Genomic DNA, 21,705 nt, shown 5'->3' with positions numbered 1-21,705 from the left:
GGTGAGTTTCATAATCGGCTGTAATAATTGGAAAAATTTATGCTAGCTAAACGTATTATTCCTTGCCTCGACGTTGATAATGGTCGTGTGGTCAAGGGTGTTCAATTCCTTGATATTCGTGATGCAGGTGACCCAGTTGAGGTCGCACGTCGTTATAACGAACAAGGTGCCGATGAAATTACTTTCCTTGATATTACCGCTACACATCATGGACGCGACACCACTTACCGTACTGTAGAACGTATGGCTGAATCGGTTTTCGTCCCCCTGACGGTCGGTGGCGGTGTGCGTAAAGTCGAAGATATCCGTTTGCTGCTCAATGCTGGTGCAGATAAAGTCAGCATCAACTCGGCAGCAGTATTTAATCCGGAATTTGTCCAGGAAGCATCACAACGTTTTGGCGCACAATGTATCGTGGTCGCCATTGATGCCAAAAAAACCGGCGAAGATAAATGGGAAATTTTCACCCACGGCGGCCGCAAACCGACCGGCATTGATGCCTTGGAATGGGCAGAACAAATGGCCAATTACGGCGCAGGTGAACTCCTGATTACCTCAATGGATGCCGACGGCACCAAAGCCGGTTATGACATCGCCCTGATGCGTGCTATCAATGACCGCGTCACTGTACCGACTATTGCCTCTGGCGGTGTAGGAAATTTACAACATCTGGCAGACGGGATTATTCATGGCGGTGCTGATGCGGTACTGGCAGCGTCAATTTTCCATTTTGGTCAACATACCATTCCTGAAGCCAAAGCCTATATGGCAGCGCAAGGCATTGAAATGCGCCTTTAATTCAAAAACGAATTCCTATTTAAAAAAAGAGCATCACAACGATGCTCTTTTTTATTTCTACAGGATAAGCCTAGGCAATAAATCATTTGGAAAATACTCTCATCATCTGTGGCACATCCGGGTTTGCTCTAATGATGACTGCTTTGAAAAAGTATATCCATCGTTCTGTGGATTAAAGCAGAACAGCAAACACGACAAAAAAGAGTTAATAGAAAAGGACTTGTATGTTCAAAATGATATTTAGGGATTGTTATTGATCAATAGCCGCCGGACAGCACGAAGCTTTCCAGTGCTGAGCAGCTTAAATATAAAGGACGTTATTTTCTTTCAATATTCACCCCAGTATGAGGATGAACAAGATCGCTCTATTTTGACCGATATTCAAAAGTAAAAATTAAATAAAAAAAAGGAGTCTTTCGACTCCCTATAAAACCAAGAAAAGACTACAGCACTTGGTATTGAAAATAACTTATTACACCACACACCCCAGTATGAGGCTTCACTCACCGACAGCAGTGAATATAGGCCAAATCAAAAGGACAATATTGACAATACATCTGCATTTTATTGACAAATCACGACAAGAACCGGGTTTTAGCGATTTAATGGCCTATTTAAGTGATTGGTCGCAGGATTTTTAGCAATTTTAGCCGGAGTTTCTGCCCACTTGGCTGGAAAATAACGGTCTGCCCAATAGTTCAGTTTTTTCGAGATTGGTGCAGGCAATACCATACCTAAAGGGTTCTGCTCCTGTAAATCTGCGGAGGAAATCACCCGGGTACCCAGCAGATAGTCGAACCAGGGTTTGGTCACACACCAGTTGGCATCCTGATTACTATTCATGTGATGATCATAATGCCAAGGCAGCTTTTTTTTGGCCCATTCTGGCTCCAGATGGGCACGACGATGCCGATAATAATAATTGCCTGCACTATATAATACGGCCAGCGTCATCCCTTTGGAAAAAGGATAAAACGTCAATCCAAAGACTGTAGCAACCACGGCAAGAGAAGCAATTTCATTGCGGGTACGCCAGTTGCTCAGTCCTTCTACATAACCGAAATCGGAAAATTCCGTTTTACGCACAATGCGGTGATGTTCCCAATGCGAACACATGCTTTCTGGAACCGGACTATAGCGGCTCTGTCCTTGGCGGTGAATTCCATGTAACACATATTTATGCGCAAACCATTCAAATCCATTGGCAACGACGAGTCCTGCCAGAAAACCTTTCCACATGATCTTTTACCTCTTGGTCTATTTTTCAATATAGGCTAAGTAAAAGACTAGATATTGACCAAAATATTCAATATGATTGACAAAATACGACAAAATAAAAGAATTAAAAAATGCTGGTTCTAAAAAACTACGTAGGCTCGATATACGGTGGTTTAGGACATTTACTTTTGGACTATTATCAGCTGAAACAGCTCGAAGTCCCTGAGAAATTATTGGCCATTCAAAATCTGGAACGCTTTGATTTTACCCTGTGGCGTGATCTGCTGACGACACTTGATCAACAGCTGCAGCGCCCGGCTTTGGGCCTGGAAATTGCACAACTGGTCGAGACTAAACATCTCGGGATTATCGGTTATCTGGCACTTTCCAGTGACACGCTGGGTGAAGCCTTCATGCGCTATCATGACTACCATCGCCTGATCTATGATGGCAGCCCGCTACAAATCCAGGGGCAAGGAGATCATCTTTCGATTGCCTGGGGTGAGGTTCCTTTTAAGATGAGTACGCAACTGACCGATGAAATCGCGATTGCACTCATGATCGAATTTATTAAATCGAATATTCTGGATAATAATCATCTGCATCTGCATGAAGTGCATTTTCAGCATCCAACACCCAAAAATATAGCATTGTATGAACAGTATTTCCGCTGCAAGGTTCGTTTCGGTCAAGCCAAGACTCAAGTCCTGATGCCGGTCAGCGAGCTGTCTACACCTTTAAAACAGGGTGATCAGACCCTACAAAAGCTTCTGAAACAACAAGCTGAAGCTTTACTGGAAAAATTCCCCAATTCCACCCAGGTTGACCAGCAGTTACAGCAGGCGATTCTGGTGGGCCTGCAAAAAAACCAGTTCCAGATTGAACATATTGCCCAGCAAATAAAATTCTCTGTCCGTCAGTTACAACGACATTTGCAAAAGCAGGGTAAAACCTATCAGCAACGCATGCAGGAAATCCGCTCTATGATGGCAATGCAATATCTGAAAGATCCGCATTTAAGCTTACAGGAAATTTCCATGCTGCTTGGTTACTCCGAGCAGAGTGCATTTCAGCGGGCATTTAAGCAATGGACCCAGCTGACGCCACAACAATGGCGCTTAGAATCTTTGGCTCAGACAGCTTGAGACGCTGCAATGCTGAGACTAAAAATAGTAAAAAGCCCAATAGGAATATTGGGCTTTGTGTCTGGTTCCAGATGGAACATTCTCCAACAAATGAAAAAAATCTTATAAAAATGGATTTTCGATTTCGTCCAGATCATCCCGCTGCAGCTTTTCTGGCAGATCTACAGTATTTTCCAGTTGCTGCACCACATCATTTACAAAAGCCTGCAAAACCTTGGCAGCCTTAAGACCTTCCTGATCCTTGGTGATCTGCAAGTTTCCATACAGGCTGACACAATCTAGATCATTTTCCAAGGTCAGATCATGAATGGCATGGGATTCACTGCCATTTTCAAATGCTTTAAACATATCCTCTTCACCTGTCTTTGTTATTTTCAATAATGGGTGAGATCGATGCTACTCGAATCCCACTTTTTTCAGCAAGTTTATTTCAATAACTGCAAAATATATTGCAATAGCGCATCTATCAGCTGTTTTATAATCGTATTTTGGGTGTCGTTATCGATTGCACCACCAGTCGCTGAGGACGTCGAGGTATTTGAACCTGAAGATTTAAACTCACGTTGCAGTGCCTGCAAGTTTTCTTTAGAGACGTCTTCCGCACACTGGCTTTCTGCATCCCAGTTAGAATATTCGATTTTCTGATTGGCTTTAACCGCCTTGGCCGTCAATGGCAAACGATAGGTATTGCGCTTCTGCTCTTCGGTCAATTGTGGGAACAGGTTAATTCCGAGCTGTTCCTCCAGATAACAGACACTAACAATACGCACTTTGAGCGAATTATCATTCGGCGCATAATAAGCACCAATCGCACCGGTTTTCGGCAGGTAAACTGCCTTATACACCGCCGTCGGTACAATCACGCCATTACCAATGGTTTTTAGTTTTTTCGCCGCAAATACCGGCCCGGTAACAACATAAGCATCCTGCTTCTGTTTGGTTACAATGGCACGGGTCGCTTCTTCCAGTTCACGCCAGACCTGCTGATTGTTTTTCGGTGCTTGCGGCACCATATTGGCCAGTGAGAAACTGTCCGACTGTGCAGCCTTATTGGGCATATCCGCATTTGGCGCCATATGCCCGCGATCATAACCGGAACCACGATAATCCGCCAACGTCGCCCGATGCGCAGGTTTGAGCTGGGTCTCTTCATGAAAATTATCTTGACGCGGAATTTTCTGGCTTAAGCGTGCCGGTGTGAGTGCTTCAGCCACCCAAAGTGGGGTTTTCGAAACACCGGAATAACCAACGTTAAAGCCATTAAAGCACAGTGAATAACTGTCTTTTTTCAGGCTGTCTTTCATCAGATACGGCGGAACATCACGATAAAACTGTGTCAGACAGGCGGAATCGGATGAAGATGGCAGAGACACCCATTGACTGATTTTTTCCTGACCAAAGGCGATGGCAAAACTACTCGAAGCCACCACACCCAGAATGACTTTAGTACTATTTTTACTTAAAAACTGAAAAAGAGAGTTCTTGGATTTACGCTGCTTCTTGGCCATTATTACACGTACTTTTTAGATCAATGCCGACTTTTTCCGAGCTTAACAAGCTCTATATATGAAGTATATCCTAGCCCCGCTATTCGCTTAGCAAATGAACAATACTGGCCTAAAAACCCCGAGAGTTGTAACAAACTGTCTATTTTTTATTTCTTTTTAAATGAGGTTTCGCAGTCTTTGAGTAGCTTTGATTGGAGCTGCCGGATGAGTATGTAAAGCTAAGCGCCTATCCCAATTCGTACAATTATTAGCAGTGGTGTCAATCATGAATTCCAAACTCTCTAAAATATTAGGTTTAGGATTATTCACAAGTGTAATCAGCGCAGGCGCATTTGCCGAGCCACCGGTTCAACCGGGTGAAACACTTGAAAGCTTGTCTAAAGCTAAAATTAGTACCACGGTGAATGGTCAGCAAGCGTCTTTGGAAACTCTCGTCAACTCTGGTCAAGTGCGCCTGGTCGATCCGCGTACCGCAGCGCCACAGCAATCAATGCCAAATACCCAGCCAGCGATGCCAAATGATCCGTCCATGATGCAGGCACCAGGTAATTCAGACATGGTTTCGCCACAACCTCCTGTGGCAGAACCGGGTATGAATCAATCAGACATGCCGGCCAATCTGGCTGAACCGGCCAACAGTACCGAAGTCGAAGCAACCACATCTATGGCTGCGCCAGAACAACAGCCTGTGCTTGAAGAGCAACAGCAAGCTGCTGTAGTTGAAGCCAATGCAATGAATGCACAAACTGAAATTGCAGCTCAAGCCGATGCAGAACCAGTGCTGATGGAGCAGCCTTTGAATGCTGCACCTGAAGTGCCGGCTGCCGTAGAACTTGAGCAATAATCCGAAGCTCAGTTATTTACTGTTTCTCCCATAAAAAACCAGAGTGTGTCTCTGGTTTTTTATGCTTTTTAATTTTATTTACATCTGAATCTGGGTGCCCAGCTCGACCACACGGTTGGGTGGAATCTGATAGAAATCACTGACCGGACTGGTATTGCGCTGCATGGAAATAAACAGTTTTTCCCGCCACGGTGCCATACCCTCACCCACAGTATGCATAATCCGTTCACGTGAAATAAAGAAACTGATCTGCATCAGATCATATTCAAAACCCCATTTTCGATAAGCCTGTTGTAAAGCTACTGGAATATTGGGCTGATCCTTAAAACCATAATAGATAAATACCCGATAAAAATGCTCACTCAATTGTTCCAGTTCAACCCGATCTTGCTTAGCTACAAAGGGAACATCACGGGTAATGACCGTGAGCATAATATTACGTTCATGCAAGACTTTGTTGTGCTTGATATTATGCAGCATGGCATGCGGGACAATATTCGGTGTACCCGTCAGGAAAATGGCCTCACCTGGCACATATTTGGTACCTTCCCCCATTGAGATACTTTTAATAAACAGATCAATCGGCAAGGCATCCTGTTCCAGACGCTTCAAAACCAAAGCGCGTCCATCTTTCCAGGTCATCAAAATGGTAAACAGCACGGCACCAATCAGAATCGGCACCCAGCCACCCGAGGTGATTTTTAAAGAAGTTGAGGCTACAAAGACCAAATCCAGAGCCAAAAATGGCACAGCAAACAATGCCACTTTCCAGACCGGCCAACGCCATAAACCATAAGCCAGAATCGAGATCAGAATAGTACCGCAGAGCATGGTCATGGTCACTGCAACACCATAAGCACTGGCCAGATTGGCACTATTTTCAAACAGTAAAATCAGGATCAAGACCGAAATAAACAGCAGCCAGTTAATAAAGGGCAGATAAATCTGGCCACGTTCGACTGCCGAGGTATGCTTGACCGATAGACGCGGCAAATAACGCAGTTGAATGGCCTGATTGACCATCGAAAATACCCCGGTAATCACCGCCTGCGAGGCAATGACCGCTGCAGCCGTGGCCAGTCCAATCATCGGGAATAAAGCCCATTCTGGCAGCAGCATATAGAAAGGATTGGCCAGCGCTTCTGGACTGCGCAACAACAATGCGCCCTGTCCGGCATAATTCAGCAATAAACAGGGCAAGACAATAATAAACCAGGCCAGACGAATTGGCAGACGACCGAAATGCCCCATATCGGCATAAATTGCTTCCCCCCCGGTCATGGTCAGAATCACCGCGCCCATGGTCAGGAAAGCCACGTAGGGCTGATCAACCACAAAGTGATATGCCCAGTACGGATTCACCATCCAGAGGACAGACGGGGTCTGGATAATGCTCCACAAACCAAAACCGCCAATGGACAGGAACCAGAGCATGGTTAAAGGCCCGAAAAATTTCCCCATGGTGGCTGTACCGTGGCGCTGCACCATAAACAGCCCCGCCAGAATTCCAATCGATAGCGGTACCAGCCATTGATTGAAAATAGGTGTCGCAATACTCAAGCCTTCAATGGCAGACAGCACAGAAATTGCCGGAGTAATAATACCGTCACCAAAGAATAGCGATGCACCAATAAAACCCAAGGCAATCAGGAAAATTTTCTTTTGATCGGCAATTCGTGTGGTACGCAGATTTAATGCCAATAATGACATGATCCCGCCTTCGCCGTTGTTATCGGCACGCATGATGACCGTGACATATTTAAAGCTGATGGTGAGCATCATGCACCAGAAAATCAGCGACAGGATCCCGAGTACAGAGGCCTCGCTAATGGCGAGATGTGCAGTGAGGAAGCATTGGCGCAGTGCATAGAGTGGACTGGTGCCAATATCTCCGAAAACGACCCCAAGCGCAGCCAGTGTAATCACCGGGAGAGCTGCTTTTTGTGCAGTGCTTTGCATATATTGTCTTCGTTTTTAACAAGCATTTTTGCGAATCATAGCACCACATTAAAAGTTTTTCTGCAAATCAATTGTTTCAGCTTGGCACAGCTGGTTTTTTTCGCTATTATCCTCGGCCTATGGTGAGGTGTCCGAGTGGCTGAAGGAGCACGCCTGGAAAGTGTGTAAACGTTTATAGCGTTTCGAGGGTTCGAATCCCTCTCTCACCGCCAGAATTTAAAAACTCGAATCACATGATTCGGGTTTTTTTATTGCCTGAAATTCAAATTCGCATCTGCTTAGAATCATTAAACAATCCATCACCACCATGATTAAAGTTACTATGACCTAAGGAATATGGCTGTTCTAAGACGATTATTCCACCATATTTAAATTTTTCTTAAGCTTCCGTGCTTTTCTAGGTTCAATTTAAAAACTGGCATAAAAATAGCTTAATTCTATTGTCATCAAAGCTATGTTATGGTGCCTACAGAGGTGCTGAGAGGAGAATAAAAACCATAAAATAGAAAGAAATACAGGATTGATCGAGCCATTTAAACTTAAAGCTAAATAGATACACTGCTATTCGGAGAGCGAACATGAATAACAGCGCAAACTATGCAAAACAGATCAAAAATGCAAAACGTGGCGGTTATACCCCAACCATTGCCAAAGACATCAATAAACATAAAATTCAAAAAGCTCTGAGACTCATCGAACAGTGGAGAAGCCTCGCTCAAGAACTCAAACCTCAAATGCAGTTTGATATGGCCTTTACTTTAGAGGAATGTGCACAAGAATTAGACCAGATCCTAAAAAAGCGATAATCCCTTTTAAGCGATTGACCCATACTAAACCCTGTACATTCACCCTCGCCCATATCTGCCTATATGGGCGTTTTCTTGATCTTTCGATAAAAGACAGTTTAGATAGAATGAACCGGAAAAACGGTAAATCGTACCAAAATAGCTTGAACGGTTATTTTTTGGCTTGCGTAGCGAATGAATTTCTGTAAAATGCACTCCACCATGCCGGCATAGCTCAGTTGGTAGAGCAACTGACTTGTAATCAGTAGGTCCACAGTTCGAATCCGTGTGCCGGCACCATATCCTAGCCTCGCTTTTTAGTGAGGCTTTGATGTTTCTGAGCCTTATGTTTTAAGCTAAGTATTCTTGACTGTTTCTAGTCCTTCGATTGTGCCGTTACCTGCACATATCTCACGATCCCTTCCTGATATAATTTTTGACATAGCTTTGCTGTCATTTGAATTTTAAAATGATCCAAGCCTGAGCCTTGAATATGATGACCGGCTTGTTTTGAATTCAAAGTTTTTTGTACATAATCCGCAAAGCCAGAAAATACCGGCTCGGATAGATCCTGAATCTGAATATTTTTAAATTCAAAACGATCCAGACACGCATACAGTGCACCAACAGACATTAATTCTTTTAAATTTATATCGGCAGATTTCAGTAACAGCTGATATTTACGCTTTTGAAATGAATTCAAATTTTGCCAACGTTCCGATAACACCAGATGATGAAAACCAATTCGTGCATTTGGCTTTAAAACACTGCTGATTTGTTGCAAAAGTAACGGAACCGGACTGTGATAAGCTGCATCCAGACACAGCACCACATTAAAACGCTGGGAAAATTGTAATTCGTTTAAACGCAGAAACGAGGCCTGATAGATGGCATTCAGTTCTGGCAGATGTTGCTGAATAGTGGCCACGCAAGCCGCTTGTAATTCGACACCGGCTAGATATTGCACTCGGTAGTGCTGTTGCCAGTGCAATAAACTTGCACCCTGACCACAGCCCAGATCCAGTAATTTATCTTTTGAATTCAAATTGACACACTGCGCGAGCTGATCGGCCAGCGTGCGACAGGCAGCAACATAATCCTGCTGTCCTGCCTGCCAATAGCCCAAATTACTCCAAGGCAATTGCGCCTGATCCCCCAGCGCCGCTGCATGAATTGCATATTTATGCTGAGGAAAGCGCTGACGCAGTGCCTGAAGCCATTGCATCAATTAATAACCCAGTTGCGGAGCAACCTCGACCACAGGTTTTAAACCCTGAAACGGTAAAGGCGCACCGAAAATTTCCGCAATCTTCATCGCTGAGGTCACAGCCGATTCCAGAATGGGCAAACCGTCACATGACCATGAACCGCAGAAAAAGACTTTGCGATTGGCTTCCAGATGACGCTGCTGTAATTCCTTGTTCAGCGCCACGGTATTGGCATCGACCACCGCACGCGTCAGCATGACCGAGGTAATCACCTTTTTCGGGTCAATCTCGGTCACCGGACGCCAAGTCTGGAACACTGCCGACTTGCCGACCAGAGAAGGTTCAATCGAGTTGAGCCACACTGTAAATTGCTGACGGGTAAACTTACGATCCATCATATAGCTGAGCACAGCCCAGTCTTTACGTTTTGGCGGCATCACGCTGGCATCGGTATGAATCACCAGTTCACCCTGTTCAAATTTGAATTTCTTCAATAATTCAATTTCACTGGCAAACTGGGTTGGATCCAGGAATTGCTCAATTTTAGTGGTTGGCGTCGCGACAATAACCCGATCAAACAGTTTTGAATAACCGGCCGCATTTTCAACTTTGACCTGATCGCCCTGCTCTTGAACCAGTGTAATCGCTGAACCATCTTCAATATGAATACCTTCAACCAGTTTGTCGACCAGCGCCGGTGTTCCGCCTTGCAGGCGTAGTAAGGCATCGCCATCAGTCAATTGACGCAGGAAAATCAATAAAGGTTTCGCCGGCCATTCACCAATGGTTTTCGGATTGCAGGTACAAATGGTATACAGTACCGGCATTACGGCGCCATGCCAGAACACTTCTTCAATCTCGTTACGATTGATAAATTCTGCCAGGCTGATGTCCTGATTTTTCGACTTAAAAAATTTGGTTAATGCCACTTTGAGCTGCAACAGGCCCTTGACCAGACGCCAGCCGTACTGCTGCAAGCCTTTACGGTTATTGATAATTGGAATATTGCCGATACGGCTACGCGATGTGGTCAGCCAGGTTTCAGTTTTATCTTCAAATAACCAGCTGCAGGCCATATAGGTACGCACCGGATAAGTTTTAATGCCCAGATGCGTGGCCAGACTCAGGGTATTTTTCCACAGATAAGGATTCATCACACGTAAAGGTGCATCAATCAGCCCCCCTTCAAATTCAAGGCTATGACTGTCCATGCCACGACCTGGAAGTGCTTCAAAAATCGTGATGTGATGTCCTGCATCCTGGAGAATTCTGGCTGTTGCCAGTCCGGCCATGCCACTACCAATTACTGCGATATCCAAACTGATCATCCGTCATTGAAAAACTACAGAAATTATGTACCATGCGCCAATCAAACAGGTTATTAAAATCTTCCAGAATATATGTTTTTCGTAAAGGCAATTGGACGGGATAAAATCTGCTTTTCACTATTTTTTTGAACAGGTTACAAAATTCACCAAACTCAGGATTTTATTCATATTTTTTCCACATAACCAGAAAAATCACTTTAAAAACAAACATCTTAATTAACCATTTTTATAACCTTTGGTTGACAAACGCCCTTGAAAAATCTATGATTCACAGCATAATAAAACCATAAACCCATCAGATTCCACCAAGATGAGTTTATGCGTAAATTATTTAAAACGACAAGAAACTACAGCGCCTTATAAAATAAAAGCCTCTGCGAAAGCAGAGGCTTCTTTGTTTAACCGCTCGGTGTACTATTCAGCCTGCACCGCAATTTCACCAAATTTACCCTGATTAAAATCTTGAAATGCCTGCATAATTTCTTCCTTGCTGTTCATTACAAACGGGCCATAACCTTGAATGGGCTCATTGAGTGGCTCGCCTGTCAGTAACACAAACTGGGTATCCTGATAGGCTTGCAACTGAATCGCCGGATCTCCATCACGGGCAAACATTATAATTGAGCTGTCCAGGACTTTCTGGCTCGCATTGACCACCAGCTCACCCTTCAGCACGACTAACAGTGCATTATGTCCGGCAGGGATATGCAATGTGGTTTCATATTCCGCTTTCAGTTCACCATCCCAGACATTGATCGGACTAAAAGTATGAGCAGGACCTTGATGACCAGCAAACTCACCTGCAATCACCCGGATATGTCCCGCCTCTTCATCCATTTCAATCCGCGGAATAGCTGCCGCAGTGATCGCCTGATAACGTGGTGTGGTCATCTTGTCTTTGGCCGGCAGATTGACCCAGAGCTGTACCATTTCAAAGAGACCGCCATGTTTGGCAAAATCTGGAGAATGAAATTCCTCATGGACCACACCTGAGCCTGCGGTCATCCACTGCACATCACCCGCCTGAATCGTGCCGCCACCGCCACTTGAATCTTGATGTGTCACGGCCCCCTGATAGGCTAACGTCACTGTTTCAAAACCGCGATGTGGATGTGAACCCACGCCATGTTGTACAGTCGTCGGATCAAAATGATAGGGCGCAGCATAATCCAGCAACAAAAACGGACTGATCGCCTGACCTAAACGGTCATAGGAAAACAGATTTTTGACCGGAAAGCCATCACCGACCCAATGCATGTTTTGATTACGGTAAACACCAATTACTTTTTTCATCTTTTAACTCCTATTACGATAGGATGAACATGCAGCCATTTTATGCCGGGCCAAGATGCGCTGATAGTCCTAAGCTGGAATACAGTATCTTATATATAAGACAATCTTTGCTTTAACTTCCCGAATTCAACACAAATAAACTAAAATTTTGGTCTAAATTTTTAATTATCCTATTTTTAAGATTATTTATCCCAGAATTTGGGCTTATTTTGTCCTGTTTTTAGCTCTAATATAAAAATCACCACGTCCCGGAACAGCCTGGGTTTGATCCAAGATGGGATGCTAATTTTATAGAGAGGAACAGAGAAATGGCAAAACCTTATGTACGTTTAGACAAAGACAATGCAGCCGTATTACTTGTAGACCATCAGACTGGTTTGTTGTCACTGGTTCGTGATATTGACCCAGATAAATTCAAAAATAATGTATTGGCGCTTGCGGCAGCAGCAAAATATTTCAATTTACCGACCATTTTGACCACCAGCTTCGAACAAGGCCCAAATGGTCCGTTGGTTCCTGAGCGGCTTTGTTGCACAAAGATTTGAAATGCAAAGCGCCCCTAATTGAGCCAAATTTAAGGCGTAACTTGGGTAAGTGGTCGACCTAATTCCGTAAATCTGTTGAGGACTGCTACACGTGCATGAATTTCATTCACCTGACTAGGAAAGCTTCTTGCCATTAATTTATCGCCTAATAATTTGATGCAATGCATCTTGGTTTCCACCAAACTGCGGCGATGATAGCCTGACCATTTTTTCCATAATGTCCTGCCTAAACGTTTAACTGTTCGAAGTAATTCATTTCGCTCTAGCGAGCTACTCTTTGTATCTTTCCATGGTTTCGCATTTTTTCTAGGTGGAATCACCGCATGTGCTTGCCGATCTGCAATGACCTGACGGCATTGCTTGGTGTCATAAGCTCCATCGGTATAAACAGAGTCAATCTGCTCATCTTGTGGAATCTGATTAAGTAAATCACCAAGCACCTGTGAATCACTGACATTATTGGTTGTGAGCTGAATAGCGCGTATTTGTAGGGTTTTGGCATCTATACCAATATGTAGTTTACGCCATTGGCGACGATATTCAGCTCCATGTTTCTTGCGTTTCCATTCGCCCTCACCTAGAAACTTCATGCCTGTAGAGTCTACGAGTAGATGCAGCCCATCGCTACTTTTTTGGTAGCTGATTGCAATATCAATATGCTTTTGTCTTCTACAAAGCGTACTGTAATCTGGTGCGGTCCAATTTAATCCGCAAAGTTTAATCAGACTTTGCACAAAGCCAGTGACCATACGTAAAGATAGACGGAATAAGGATTTAATCATTAAGCAGCATTGGATAGCTGCGTCGGAGTAGGTTTGATTTCGCCCTTGTTTGCCTTTTGATGGAGCATACCATTGCGTAGCAAGATCAAACCAAATGGCAATATTTCCGCGACTTATGAGTGCTCGGTTATATGCGGGCCAATTGGTTGTGCGGTAGATTTTGTGTGTAGGCTTCTTCATTTGAAAATTATATCGCTGAAAAAGCCTTTACAGATAGGTTTGTGCAACAAAGCCGAATAGCTGTAATAGTATTGATTGATTGACCACGATTTCTTAAATGAATGATCGTATATAAATTTGGATAAGTCATAGGAACACCATCACTATTCAAAAGAACAGCGAATCTCTCACCACCACTCATTACAAATCTTTTAACAAACATCATGGTTTTATTTAACAAAATATCTAAGTATTAAATATCATAAATCATAAGTAAAAAAATTTACAGAACCATTTCTAGTATCTGTAAATTTCTTTTGTAACTAACTGCTAATAAAGAATAATTTTATAAACTTTACAAAATATGATCTCTAGTAGGTGTCAAAACGGAAGATCATCATCTAAATCAGCTGCAGGCGCTGCTGTTGGTGCAGGTGCAGATTTCGGTGCAAAACCACTCGGGTTATTGTTGCCATAACCGCCACCCTGATTGTTGTTGAAACCGCCTTGCTGCGGCGCTGAACCATAACCCGACTGCGGATTATTGCCATAACCGCCACTTTGGTTGTTACTCGCCTGATTATTGTTATTAAAACGTGGCTGGTTAAAACTGTTGTCGCCCTGCTCGCCTTGTGAACGATTCGAGTCCAGCATCTGCATTTGATCACCACGGATTTCCGTTGTATAGCGCTCCTGACCATTTTGATCAGTCCACTGACGGGTACGTAATGAACCTTCAATATATACTTTAGAACCTTTACGCAGATATTGCTGCGCAATTTCGCCTAAACGGTTATGCAACACGATACGGTGCCATTCCGTTTGTTCTTTACGTTCACCGGTACTTTTATCTGTCCACGAATCGCTAGTGGCGATCGAAAATTGAGTGAGAGAACCACCATTTGCAAAAGTTTTGGTTTCCGGATCTTTACCCAAAGTACCCACTAAGATGACTTTATTTACACCACGCATTTGCTGTTTACTTCCTATATATTTCTGTATTTTACTTTATAAGAGTTATGCTTAAATGGCTACCTCTTTACCTAACAAGTGCGTTAATTGTTGTCGCGAAGCATCATCAATCTGCTGTTTATCGACTTTTATATAGGCAACTTGCTGTTCAGCCATCACCACGACTTCTTCAATACCACGAATCGCCAAAAGCTGAGAAGTCCATTCGTCAGTTTGTCTGCTTTCCGGCAAACGCAGCACCAGTGATGAAAGATAGCGTGGCTGAGCTAGCCCGAAACTCATCAGCAGCCAAACAATCGCAATCCCGGTCAGGATACTCCAGCCCATCGAGGTATTATTGAGCAGCAACAATTGACCACCGATCATCCCACCAAAGAAGGCACCCAAAAACTGGCTGCTGGCATTCACGCCCATTGCCGTCGCTTTAGACTGGATCGGTGCAGCTTTAGACAGCCAGGAAGGCAATAAGGCCTCCATCACGTTAAAGGCAATAAAGAACAGGCCCAGGCCAATGAGCAAGATATATTTGGATTCAAAACCAAAGACCATCACCATTAAACCCAGAATAATACCGCTAATCGCCACCAGAAAAATCGCGCGCATTTTGTGGTATTTTTCTGCCAGAATGATACTCGGAAAAGCAAAGAACAGACTTAGCACCAACAGGGGTAAATAGACCAAACCATGACTAGAAAGTGGCAGATCTGCAAACTCGATCAGCTGCGAAGGCACATAAATAAACATGGCTGTGAGCAATAAATGCAGGGTAAACACAGATACATGCAGACGATTCAGATCGCCAATCTGGAGCACCTGTTTCAGTTGGGTCAGATAACCCTGTTGAAAGTTTTTATGATGGCGCGTGACTTTAGGCACCATAAACAGCATGGCAATGGCAGCCAATCCCATCACCGTAGTAACCCAGAACAATCCCGAAATGCCAACCAGACCTGTCAGCCAAGGCCCGAGACTAAATGCCACCACAAAAGACAGACCAATACTCATGCCCATGATTGCCATGGCTTTCATGCGGTTTTCTTCACGCGTGACATCGGCCAGCAAGGCCATGACGACAGCGGATACTGCGCCACCACCAGCAATGGCACGACCGATAATCACGCCATAAATGCTGTCAGACATGGCTGCAATCGCACCACCCAAGGCAAACAGCAGCAGTCCTAAAACAATCAAAGGCTTACGGCTATAGCGGTCTGCAATCAGGCTAAATGGTATCTGTAATAAGGCCTGAGTCAAACCATAGACCCCGACCGCCAAACCGATCAGTGCAGGCGTTGCATATTGATATGCCTGCCCTGCCACAGAAAACACCGGGATAATCATAAACAACCCCAGCATGCGCAGTGCAAAAATACTGCTCAGGGCAAAGGTTGAACGACGTTCTAAAGCATTCATCATAAATTATGGCGATTGGGTTAATTAATCTGGAGCCCAGATTATAGGACATTCAGCTCATTAATAAGACATGAATTTTATTTGAAATAAAGATGATGCCAATCTAAAAATAAAAAAGCGCAGCCGGAGCTACGCTTTTTATTCAGGAACAGCGCTTTATTTGTCTAAAGCTGCCTGACGTTTTTTGTATTGAATCGAGGCGAATACTGCCCAGACAATAAAGGCTACACCGATCAGACCGGTCACCACTTCTGGTACATGCAGACCGGTTCCGCTGGCAATCATGATAAAAGCCAGTGCACCGATGGCATAATGCGCACCATGTTCCAAGTAAATATAGGCATCCAATGTGCCCTGTTCAACCAGATAAATCGTCATTGAACGGACAAAGATCGCACCAATGGCCAGACCCAGCATGATGATGACCACGTCTGAGGTAATCGCAAAGGCACCGATCACGCCATCAAAACTAAAAGAGGCATCCAGGACTTCTAAATAGAGGAAACCACCAATACCGGCTTTCACTACACCCGTCGGTACGCCATTTTCATCATGACGAATCGCATTGCCTTCTTCATCGACTTCCGGTTCACCACCGAGCATATGGCTCAAGACCTGCACCCCAATATAAATTACGATGCCCCAGATTCCCGCCATAGTCACTGCCAGACGCTTGGCTTCATCGACATTGGCTGCCATGATTAACAAGGCCACCAGTGCGATAAACACCGACATCGCTGGTACATTGGCCAGATTGGACAGACGGCGTTCCACCCGTCTGAACCAGTGCGTGTCTTTTTCTTCATCCAGGAAGAAGTTCAGGAATACCATCAACAGGAAAGCACCACCAAAAGCTGCAATTTCGGGATGATGTGCCATTAAACGTGCTGAATATTCTTTCGGATCATTCAGGGCCAGACGTACCACTTCCATAAAGCCCAGGTCTGCAGTCACTGCAACAATGACCACCGGGAAGATCAAACGCATTCCGAAGACTGCAATCAGAATACCGACTGTCAGGAACAGCATTTTCCAGAAATGATCCCAACCCCGTAGGACTGAGGCATTGACAACCGCGTTATCAAAGGACAACGACACTTCCATAATCGCCAGAATAGCGGTAATGGTCAGCGCTGTGAGCATGGTTTGCAGGCCTGCGTCAGGACCATGGGTATAACCCCAATACGCAGACAAACCAAGACACACGATCGAAAATGCAATCGAGAAACCAAAATGTTTCAACATACACAACGACCTTGGATAAATTAAATAAATGTATGGCTGCGAGAGAGCAGCAATACGAATAGGAAAAGTTAAGCTAATTATGAAACTTTTAGCGCATAAACCAAAGCACTTCCTGAGCTGTTTTATCTTATTTTCTGTTTTTAAAATTTGCCGATCTTTTAAACAGCCCGATCTTTGCTATAGTGCCGCATGGTTTAACTTGAACTGCGAAGGATTTTCAGCATGAGTTTTTCACAAGAGCTATGGCAACGCAATCTCGGACTTTATCAGAAGACCCTGGCCCTGCCCTTTAATCAGCAACTGGCGCAAGGTACTTTAAGCCGTGAAGCCTTTAGTCATTATGTGATTCAGGATGCGCATTATTTACTGGCCTATGGCCGTGCACTGGCCGTATGTGCTGCCAAAGCTTTTGAAGCGGATGATGTGATCCAGTTTGCCGAGGCAGCCAAAATTGCGATTGTGGTGGAACGTAGCCTGCATGATGGCTTTATGCAGGATTTTGGCATTAGCAAAGAGCAGTTTGAAAATACCCCGCTGACTCTGGCATGTCATCACTATACTTCTTACCTGACTTCGACCACTTGGTCAGAAAGCTACCCAGTAGTACTGGCCTCGTTGCTGCCTTGTTTCTGGATTTATGCTGAAGTTGGTAAAGATATTGTCGACAACTCTGCGCCGAATAATCCGTATCAGGCTTGGGTGGACACCTATTCAGGAGAAGAGTTCCACACTGCGGTACGTAATGTGATTGCGACTGTTGACCGTGTTGCGGCGCGTGTTGATGCCGATACACTAGAAAAAATGCATGCAGCTTATACCCATGCTGCCCGTCTGGAATGGTTGTTCTGGGACAGTGCCTTTGAGCAACGCCAGTGGCCTGGTCTGGATGAATAAGACGAATAAAAAAAGCCCTGTTTAAGACAGGGCTTTTTGGTTATAGCCGTTTAAAAAATTTCTGCTGTCATAAACTGATCATAAAAACGGCTTAGTCTGAAAAAACAAGGATAGAACGGGCCGGTATGCTAGACCTAGCTATAAGCCCAAAATTGCCGCACAATAATTGAGAATAATTATCAATTAATAAAATCAATCCCGGAAAGAGGCAGATAATATGGACACTTTAGGCACCGAAGCGATTCGGGCATTTTTCACCCTGCAATGTTGCTGGTTCAACAATGAAGAAATCTATCTCGAACAAGGCTGCCTAGATTGTGGTTCGGCAGCGACTTATCTGATTTACCATACCAACACGCATATCCAGAAACATCTACTGAAATTTATTGAAAAGTATCGCTGTCATCAGGCACGCCGTAATGATTTGCTTGACTTGGATTTTTTCCAAAAAGACTATGAGGACTTTCTGCACATTCTGGAAAATGAAGTGAATTTTTATGCACGTCTGCATCATGATGTGCCACGTGACCGCTACTTTAAAGATATTGAATCTATCTTTGAACGCCGCTATGCAGCAGCTTGTTAAGAACTTCCCTCACGTCTAGTCATTCTGAACAGTGAAGCGATCTACTGTGATATTTCTCGGTATTGTGATGAATTGACCAATCACCGACATAACTTGACGTTTAAAATACTTTTATTTGCACTTGAACATTTTTCATCCGGTATCATATAAGGGTTTTTGATGAATATTCTAGGATCCTTGCATGAGCCAAAGCCACATCCGTATTCGAGGCGCACGTACCCATAACCTGAAAAATGTGAACCTTGATATACCACGCGACAAGTTTGTGGTGATTACGGGACTGTCTGGTTCAGGTAAGTCCTCGCTTGCCTTTGATACCTTATATGCCGAAGGTCAACGCAGATATGTAGAATCGCTGTCTGCCTATGCACGCCAGTTCCTTTCACAAATGGAAAAACCGGAAGTCGATTCGATTGAAGGTCTCAGTCCAGCCATCGCGATTGAACAGAAATCGACCAGCCATAACCCGCGTTCTACCGTGGGTACCATTACCGAAATTTATGACTACTTACGTCTGCTGTATGCACGTGTCGGTACACCCTTCTGTCCTGAACATGACCTGCCGATGGTGGCACAAACCGTCACGGAAATGGTCGATGCAGTCAAAGTGCTGGAAGAAGGCACAGCCTTGATGCTGCTTGCCCCGGTGGTGCGTGAGCGTAAAGGTGAATATACCGCCTTATTTGAGCAGTTACAGAGTCAAGGTTTTGTCCGTGCCCGCGTCGATGGCGAGATCATGGAAATTGATCCGCCACCAGAACTGGACAAAAAGAAAAAACATACCATTGAAGTCGTGGTCGACCGCTTTAAAGTCCGTGATGATCTGGGCAACCGTATCGCAGAAAGTTTTGAAACTGCACTGCGCCTCGGTGGCGATATTGCGATTTTATCCTGGATGAAGGGCGAACATAACGATCGCGTGTTTTCAGCCAAGCATTCCTGCCCGGAATGTGACCGCGCTGTCGCAGAACTGGAACCGCGTTTATTCTCGTTCAATAACCCTTTTGGTGCCTGTCCGGTCTGTGATGGTCTCGGCACCCGCAGTCATTTTAGTGCCGATAAACTGATTCCCAATCCTGAAGTCAGTGTCAGTCAGGGTGCGATTCGTGGCTGGGACCGTCAGCGTCCTTATTATTACGGCATGATCCAGAAAGTCGCCGAGCATTTTGGTTTTTCTTTAGAAACGCCGTGGAATGAACTGGATGCCGACACCAAGAAAAAATTCCTGTACGGCACCGGCAAAGAAAAAATTGATCTAAGTTATATCGATGAGCGTGGCCGTCGTCATAATCGGGTGATTCCGTTTGAAGGGATTTTGCCGCATCTGGAACGCCGCTACCGTGAAACTGAAAGTAATTATGTGCGTGATGATCTGGCGCAGTATCTGTCCAATGCTGCCTGTGATGCCTGTGATGGTTCACGGCTGAATGAAATCTCGCGGAATGTGAAAATTCTGGACAAGACCATTGCCGACATTACCCGCATGTCGATTGGTGATGCCGAAAGCTATTATCAGGACATTAACCTAGAAGGCGCACGCGGAGAAATCGCCGACAAGATTTTCAAGGAAATCCGTGAACGTCTGCACTTCCTGGTCTCAGTCGGTCTGAATTATCTCAGCCTGTCGCGTTCTGCCGAAACATTGTCGGGCGGTGAAGCACAGCGTATTCGTCTGGCTTCCCAGATTGGTGCCGGCCTGATGGGCGTGATGTATGTGCTGGATGAACCCTCAATTGGTCTGCATCAGCGTGACAATGACCGTCTGCTGCAAACCCTGATCCGTCTGCGAGACTTGGGCAATACCGTCTTGGTGGTCGAGCATGATGAAGATGCAATTCGTGCCGCCGATCATATTATTGATATTGGCCCGGGTGCAGGTGTACATGGTGGACATGTGATTGCTGAAGGGACTTATGATGAAATTCTGGCCAATCCTGACTCGCTGACCGGACAATATTTGTCTGGCAAGTTAAAAATTGAAGTGCCGAAAAAACGGATTCAGCCACCTAAACCTGAAGAACAGATCAAGCTGATGGGTGCATCTGGGCATAACCTGAAAAAAGTCGATCTGACCATTCCTTTGGGCATTATGACTTGTGTTACCGGGGTATCGGGTTCGGGTAAATCGACCTTGATTAACCGGACATTGTTACCTTTGGCGGCGACCCAACTGAATGGTGCAACCACTTTAACATCGGAAAAGTTTGAATCGATTGATGGCTTGCAGTTCCTCGACAAAGTCGTCGATATTGACCAGAGTCCGATTGGACGAACCCCACGTTCCAATCCGGCCACTTATACCGGTTTATTTACCCCGATTCGTGAACTGTTTTCACAAACTCCGGAAGCCAAAGCACGTGGTTATGCCGCGGGTCGTTTCTCGTTTAACGTGAAAGGTGGTCGCTGTGAAGCCTGTGAAGGCGACGGCATGATCAAGGTGGCGATGCATTTCCTGCCGGATATGTATGTGCCTTGCGATGCCTGTCATGGCAAACGTTATAACCGTGAAACGCTGGAAGTGAACTATAAGGGCAAGAATATTTCCGATGTGTTGCAGATGACCGTTGAGGATGCCATGCATTTCTTCGATGCCATTCCCGTCATTCACCGTCGTCTGGAAACATTGCATCAGGTAGGTTTGGGTTATATCCGTCTGGGTCAGTCTGCGACCACGCTTTCCGGTGGTGAAGCGCAGCGTGTCAAACTGGCACGTGAACTGGCCAAACGCGATACCGGTCAAACCCTGTATATTCTGGATGAACCGACCACGGGTCTGCATTTCCATGATATTGCCAAGCTGCTGGACATCCTGCATCAGCTACGTGATAAGGGTAATACCATTGTGGTGATTGAGCATAATCTGGATGTGATTAAAACTGCTGACTGGGTGGTAGATTTGGGACCTGAAGGTGGCTCAGGTGGCGGTATGATTGTCGCGGAAGGTACACCTGAAGAAGTCGTGAAAGTGAAAGCGTCACATACGGGTAAGTTCTTGAAAGCGTTGTTGAAGTGATATAGAAAGG

18 protein-coding genes, 2 tRNA genes and 2 pseudogenes are annotated in these 21,705 nt (G+C 44.8%); 10 read left to right on the top strand and 12 right to left on the bottom strand.

Features of this window, described 5'->3' with window-relative positions:
- The first annotated feature begins 39 nt into the window (after positions 1–39).
- On the top strand, positions 40–798 hold the full coding sequence (gene hisF / locus FTU87_RS03700) for an imidazole glycerol phosphate synthase subunit HisF (RefSeq protein ID WP_005095173.1): 759 nt from the start codon (positions 40–42) through the stop codon (positions 796–798).
- Positions 799–1,392: 594 nt separating this feature from the next.
- Here hisF and FTU87_RS03695 read toward each other — a convergent pair.
- On the bottom strand, positions 1,393–2,037 hold the full coding sequence (locus FTU87_RS03695; protein ID WP_180096684.1) for a hypothetical protein: 645 nt from the start codon (positions 2,035–2,037) through the stop codon (positions 1,393–1,395).
- Between the two features lie 110 nt (positions 2,038–2,147).
- Between FTU87_RS03695 and FTU87_RS03690 the strand changes: the two genes are divergently transcribed.
- A complete protein-coding gene (locus FTU87_RS03690; protein WP_180076132.1) occupies positions 2,148–3,161 on the top strand; it encodes an AraC family transcriptional regulator in 1,014 nt (337 codons plus the stop codon).
- 102 nt (positions 3,162–3,263) lie between these two features.
- Here FTU87_RS03690 and FTU87_RS03685 read toward each other — a convergent pair whose 3' ends face one another.
- Both FTU87_RS03685 and FTU87_RS03680 read right to left on the bottom strand, forming a co-directional pair.
- Positions 3,264–3,509 (bottom strand): hypothetical protein, encoded by a 246-nt coding sequence (locus FTU87_RS03685; protein WP_005095167.1) that lies wholly within the window; start codon positions 3,507–3,509, stop codon positions 3,264–3,266.
- A 77-nt stretch (positions 3,510–3,586) separates the two neighbouring features.
- Positions 3,587–4,669, bottom strand: coding sequence for a DNA/RNA non-specific endonuclease (locus FTU87_RS03680; protein ID WP_074383897.1), 1,083 nt, complete (start codon positions 4,667–4,669; stop codon positions 3,587–3,589).
- 265 nt (positions 4,670–4,934) lie between these two features.
- Here FTU87_RS03680 and FTU87_RS03675 point away from each other — a divergent pair, with 265 nt between their 5' ends.
- Positions 4,935–5,513 carry a hypothetical protein gene (locus tag FTU87_RS03675; protein ID WP_180001423.1) on the top strand — a complete coding sequence of 193 codons (579 nt, stop codon included), beginning with the start codon at positions 4,935–4,937 and terminating at the stop codon, positions 5,511–5,513.
- 78 nt (positions 5,514–5,591) lie between these two features.
- Here the strand turns inward: FTU87_RS03675 and FTU87_RS03670 are convergent, their stop codons facing one another.
- A complete protein-coding gene (locus FTU87_RS03670; RefSeq protein ID WP_005095159.1) occupies positions 5,592–7,472 on the bottom strand; it encodes a potassium transporter Kup in 1,881 nt (626 codons plus the stop codon).
- 121 nt (positions 7,473–7,593) lie between these two features.
- Between FTU87_RS03670 and FTU87_RS03665 the strand changes: the two genes are divergently transcribed.
- The 3 genes from FTU87_RS03665 to FTU87_RS03655 all read left to right on the top strand — a co-directional run bounded on the left by FTU87_RS03665 (position 7,594) and on the right by FTU87_RS03655 (position 8,557).
- Positions 7,594–7,684, top strand: a tRNA-Ser gene (locus FTU87_RS03665).
- Between the two features lie 366 nt (positions 7,685–8,050).
- The gene (locus FTU87_RS03660; RefSeq protein WP_005095157.1) at positions 8,051–8,278 is read left to right on the top strand and encodes a hypothetical protein; all 228 of its coding nucleotides are present in this window, start codon (positions 8,051–8,053) and stop codon (positions 8,276–8,278) included.
- A gap of 203 nt (positions 8,279–8,481) precedes the next feature.
- Positions 8,482–8,557, top strand: a tRNA-Thr gene (locus FTU87_RS03655).
- A 76-nt stretch (positions 8,558–8,633) separates the two neighbouring features.
- Here FTU87_RS03655 and FTU87_RS03650 read toward each other — a convergent pair.
- The 3 genes from FTU87_RS03650 to FTU87_RS03640 all read right to left on the bottom strand — a co-directional run bounded on the left by FTU87_RS03650 (position 8,634) and on the right by FTU87_RS03640 (position 12,086).
- Positions 8,634–9,482, bottom strand: a complete 849-nt coding sequence (locus tag FTU87_RS03650) for a cyclopropane-fatty-acyl-phospholipid synthase family protein (protein WP_005173172.1) — start codon at positions 9,480–9,482, stop codon at positions 8,634–8,636.
- A gap of 3 nt (positions 9,483–9,485) precedes the next feature.
- Positions 9,486–10,793, bottom strand: coding sequence for an FAD-dependent oxidoreductase (locus tag FTU87_RS03645; protein ID WP_159138368.1), 1,308 nt, complete (start codon positions 10,791–10,793; stop codon positions 9,486–9,488).
- Positions 10,794–11,207: 414 nt separating this feature from the next.
- Positions 11,208–12,086: a pirin family protein gene (locus FTU87_RS03640; protein ID WP_100329487.1), complete on the bottom strand. Its 879-nt coding sequence runs from the start codon at positions 12,084–12,086 to the stop codon at positions 11,208–11,210.
- A 308-nt stretch (positions 12,087–12,394) separates the two neighbouring features.
- Here FTU87_RS03640 and FTU87_RS03635 point away from each other — a divergent pair.
- Positions 12,395–12,607 (top strand): annotated as a pseudogene (locus tag FTU87_RS03635) (hydrolase); the annotation flags it as partial.
- Positions 12,608–12,660: 53 nt separating this feature from the next.
- On the opposite strand, the gene FTU87_RS03630 reads toward FTU87_RS03635, so the two are convergent.
- The 5 genes and pseudogenes from FTU87_RS03630 to FTU87_RS03615 all read right to left on the bottom strand — a co-directional run bounded on the left by FTU87_RS03630 (position 12,661) and on the right by FTU87_RS03615 (position 17,202).
- Positions 12,661–13,593: an IS5-like element IS17 family transposase gene (locus FTU87_RS03630; RefSeq protein WP_180096683.1), complete on the bottom strand. Its 933-nt coding sequence runs from the start codon at positions 13,591–13,593 to the stop codon at positions 12,661–12,663.
- A gap of 55 nt (positions 13,594–13,648) precedes the next feature.
- Positions 13,649–13,798, bottom strand: a pseudogene (locus FTU87_RS15085) (site-specific integrase); the annotation flags it as partial.
- A gap of 155 nt (positions 13,799–13,953) precedes the next feature.
- Complete coding sequence (gene ssb, locus FTU87_RS03625; protein WP_005095120.1) at positions 13,954–14,544, bottom strand: single-stranded DNA-binding protein; 591 nt, start codon at positions 14,542–14,544, stop codon at positions 13,954–13,956.
- Between the two features lie 51 nt (positions 14,545–14,595).
- Positions 14,596–15,960: an MFS transporter gene (locus tag FTU87_RS03620; RefSeq protein WP_100534512.1), complete on the bottom strand. Its 1,365-nt coding sequence runs from the start codon at positions 15,958–15,960 to the stop codon at positions 14,596–14,598.
- Positions 15,961–16,113: 153 nt separating this feature from the next.
- The gene (locus tag FTU87_RS03615; protein WP_004647275.1) at positions 16,114–17,202 is read right to left on the bottom strand and encodes a DUF475 domain-containing protein; all 1,089 of its coding nucleotides are present in this window, start codon (positions 17,200–17,202) and stop codon (positions 16,114–16,116) included.
- 222 nt (positions 17,203–17,424) lie between these two features.
- Here FTU87_RS03615 and tenA point away from each other — a divergent pair, with 222 nt between their 5' ends.
- The 3 genes from tenA to uvrA all read left to right on the top strand — a co-directional run bounded on the left by tenA (position 17,425) and on the right by uvrA (position 21,695).
- Entirely contained in the window at positions 17,425–18,096 is a 672-nt protein-coding gene (gene tenA, locus FTU87_RS03610) for a thiaminase II (RefSeq protein WP_180001845.1), read from the top strand.
- Between the two features lie 217 nt (positions 18,097–18,313).
- Positions 18,314–18,682 carry a hypothetical protein gene (locus tag FTU87_RS03605; protein ID WP_180001844.1) on the top strand — a complete coding sequence of 123 codons (369 nt, stop codon included), beginning with the start codon at positions 18,314–18,316 and terminating at the stop codon, positions 18,680–18,682.
- Between the two features lie 181 nt (positions 18,683–18,863).
- Positions 18,864–21,695 carry an excinuclease ABC subunit UvrA gene (gene uvrA, locus FTU87_RS03600; protein WP_180001843.1) on the top strand — a complete coding sequence of 944 codons (2,832 nt, stop codon included), beginning with the start codon at positions 18,864–18,866 and terminating at the stop codon, positions 21,693–21,695.
- The last annotated feature ends 10 nt before the right edge of the window (positions 21,696–21,705 follow it).

It is taken from the genome of Acinetobacter sp. YH12156 (assembly GCF_013418235.1).
GTDB classification, from domain to species: Bacteria; Pseudomonadota; Gammaproteobacteria; order Pseudomonadales; family Moraxellaceae; genus Acinetobacter; species Acinetobacter pseudolwoffii.
This window is presented reverse-complemented; position numbering and strand designations above follow the sequence as displayed.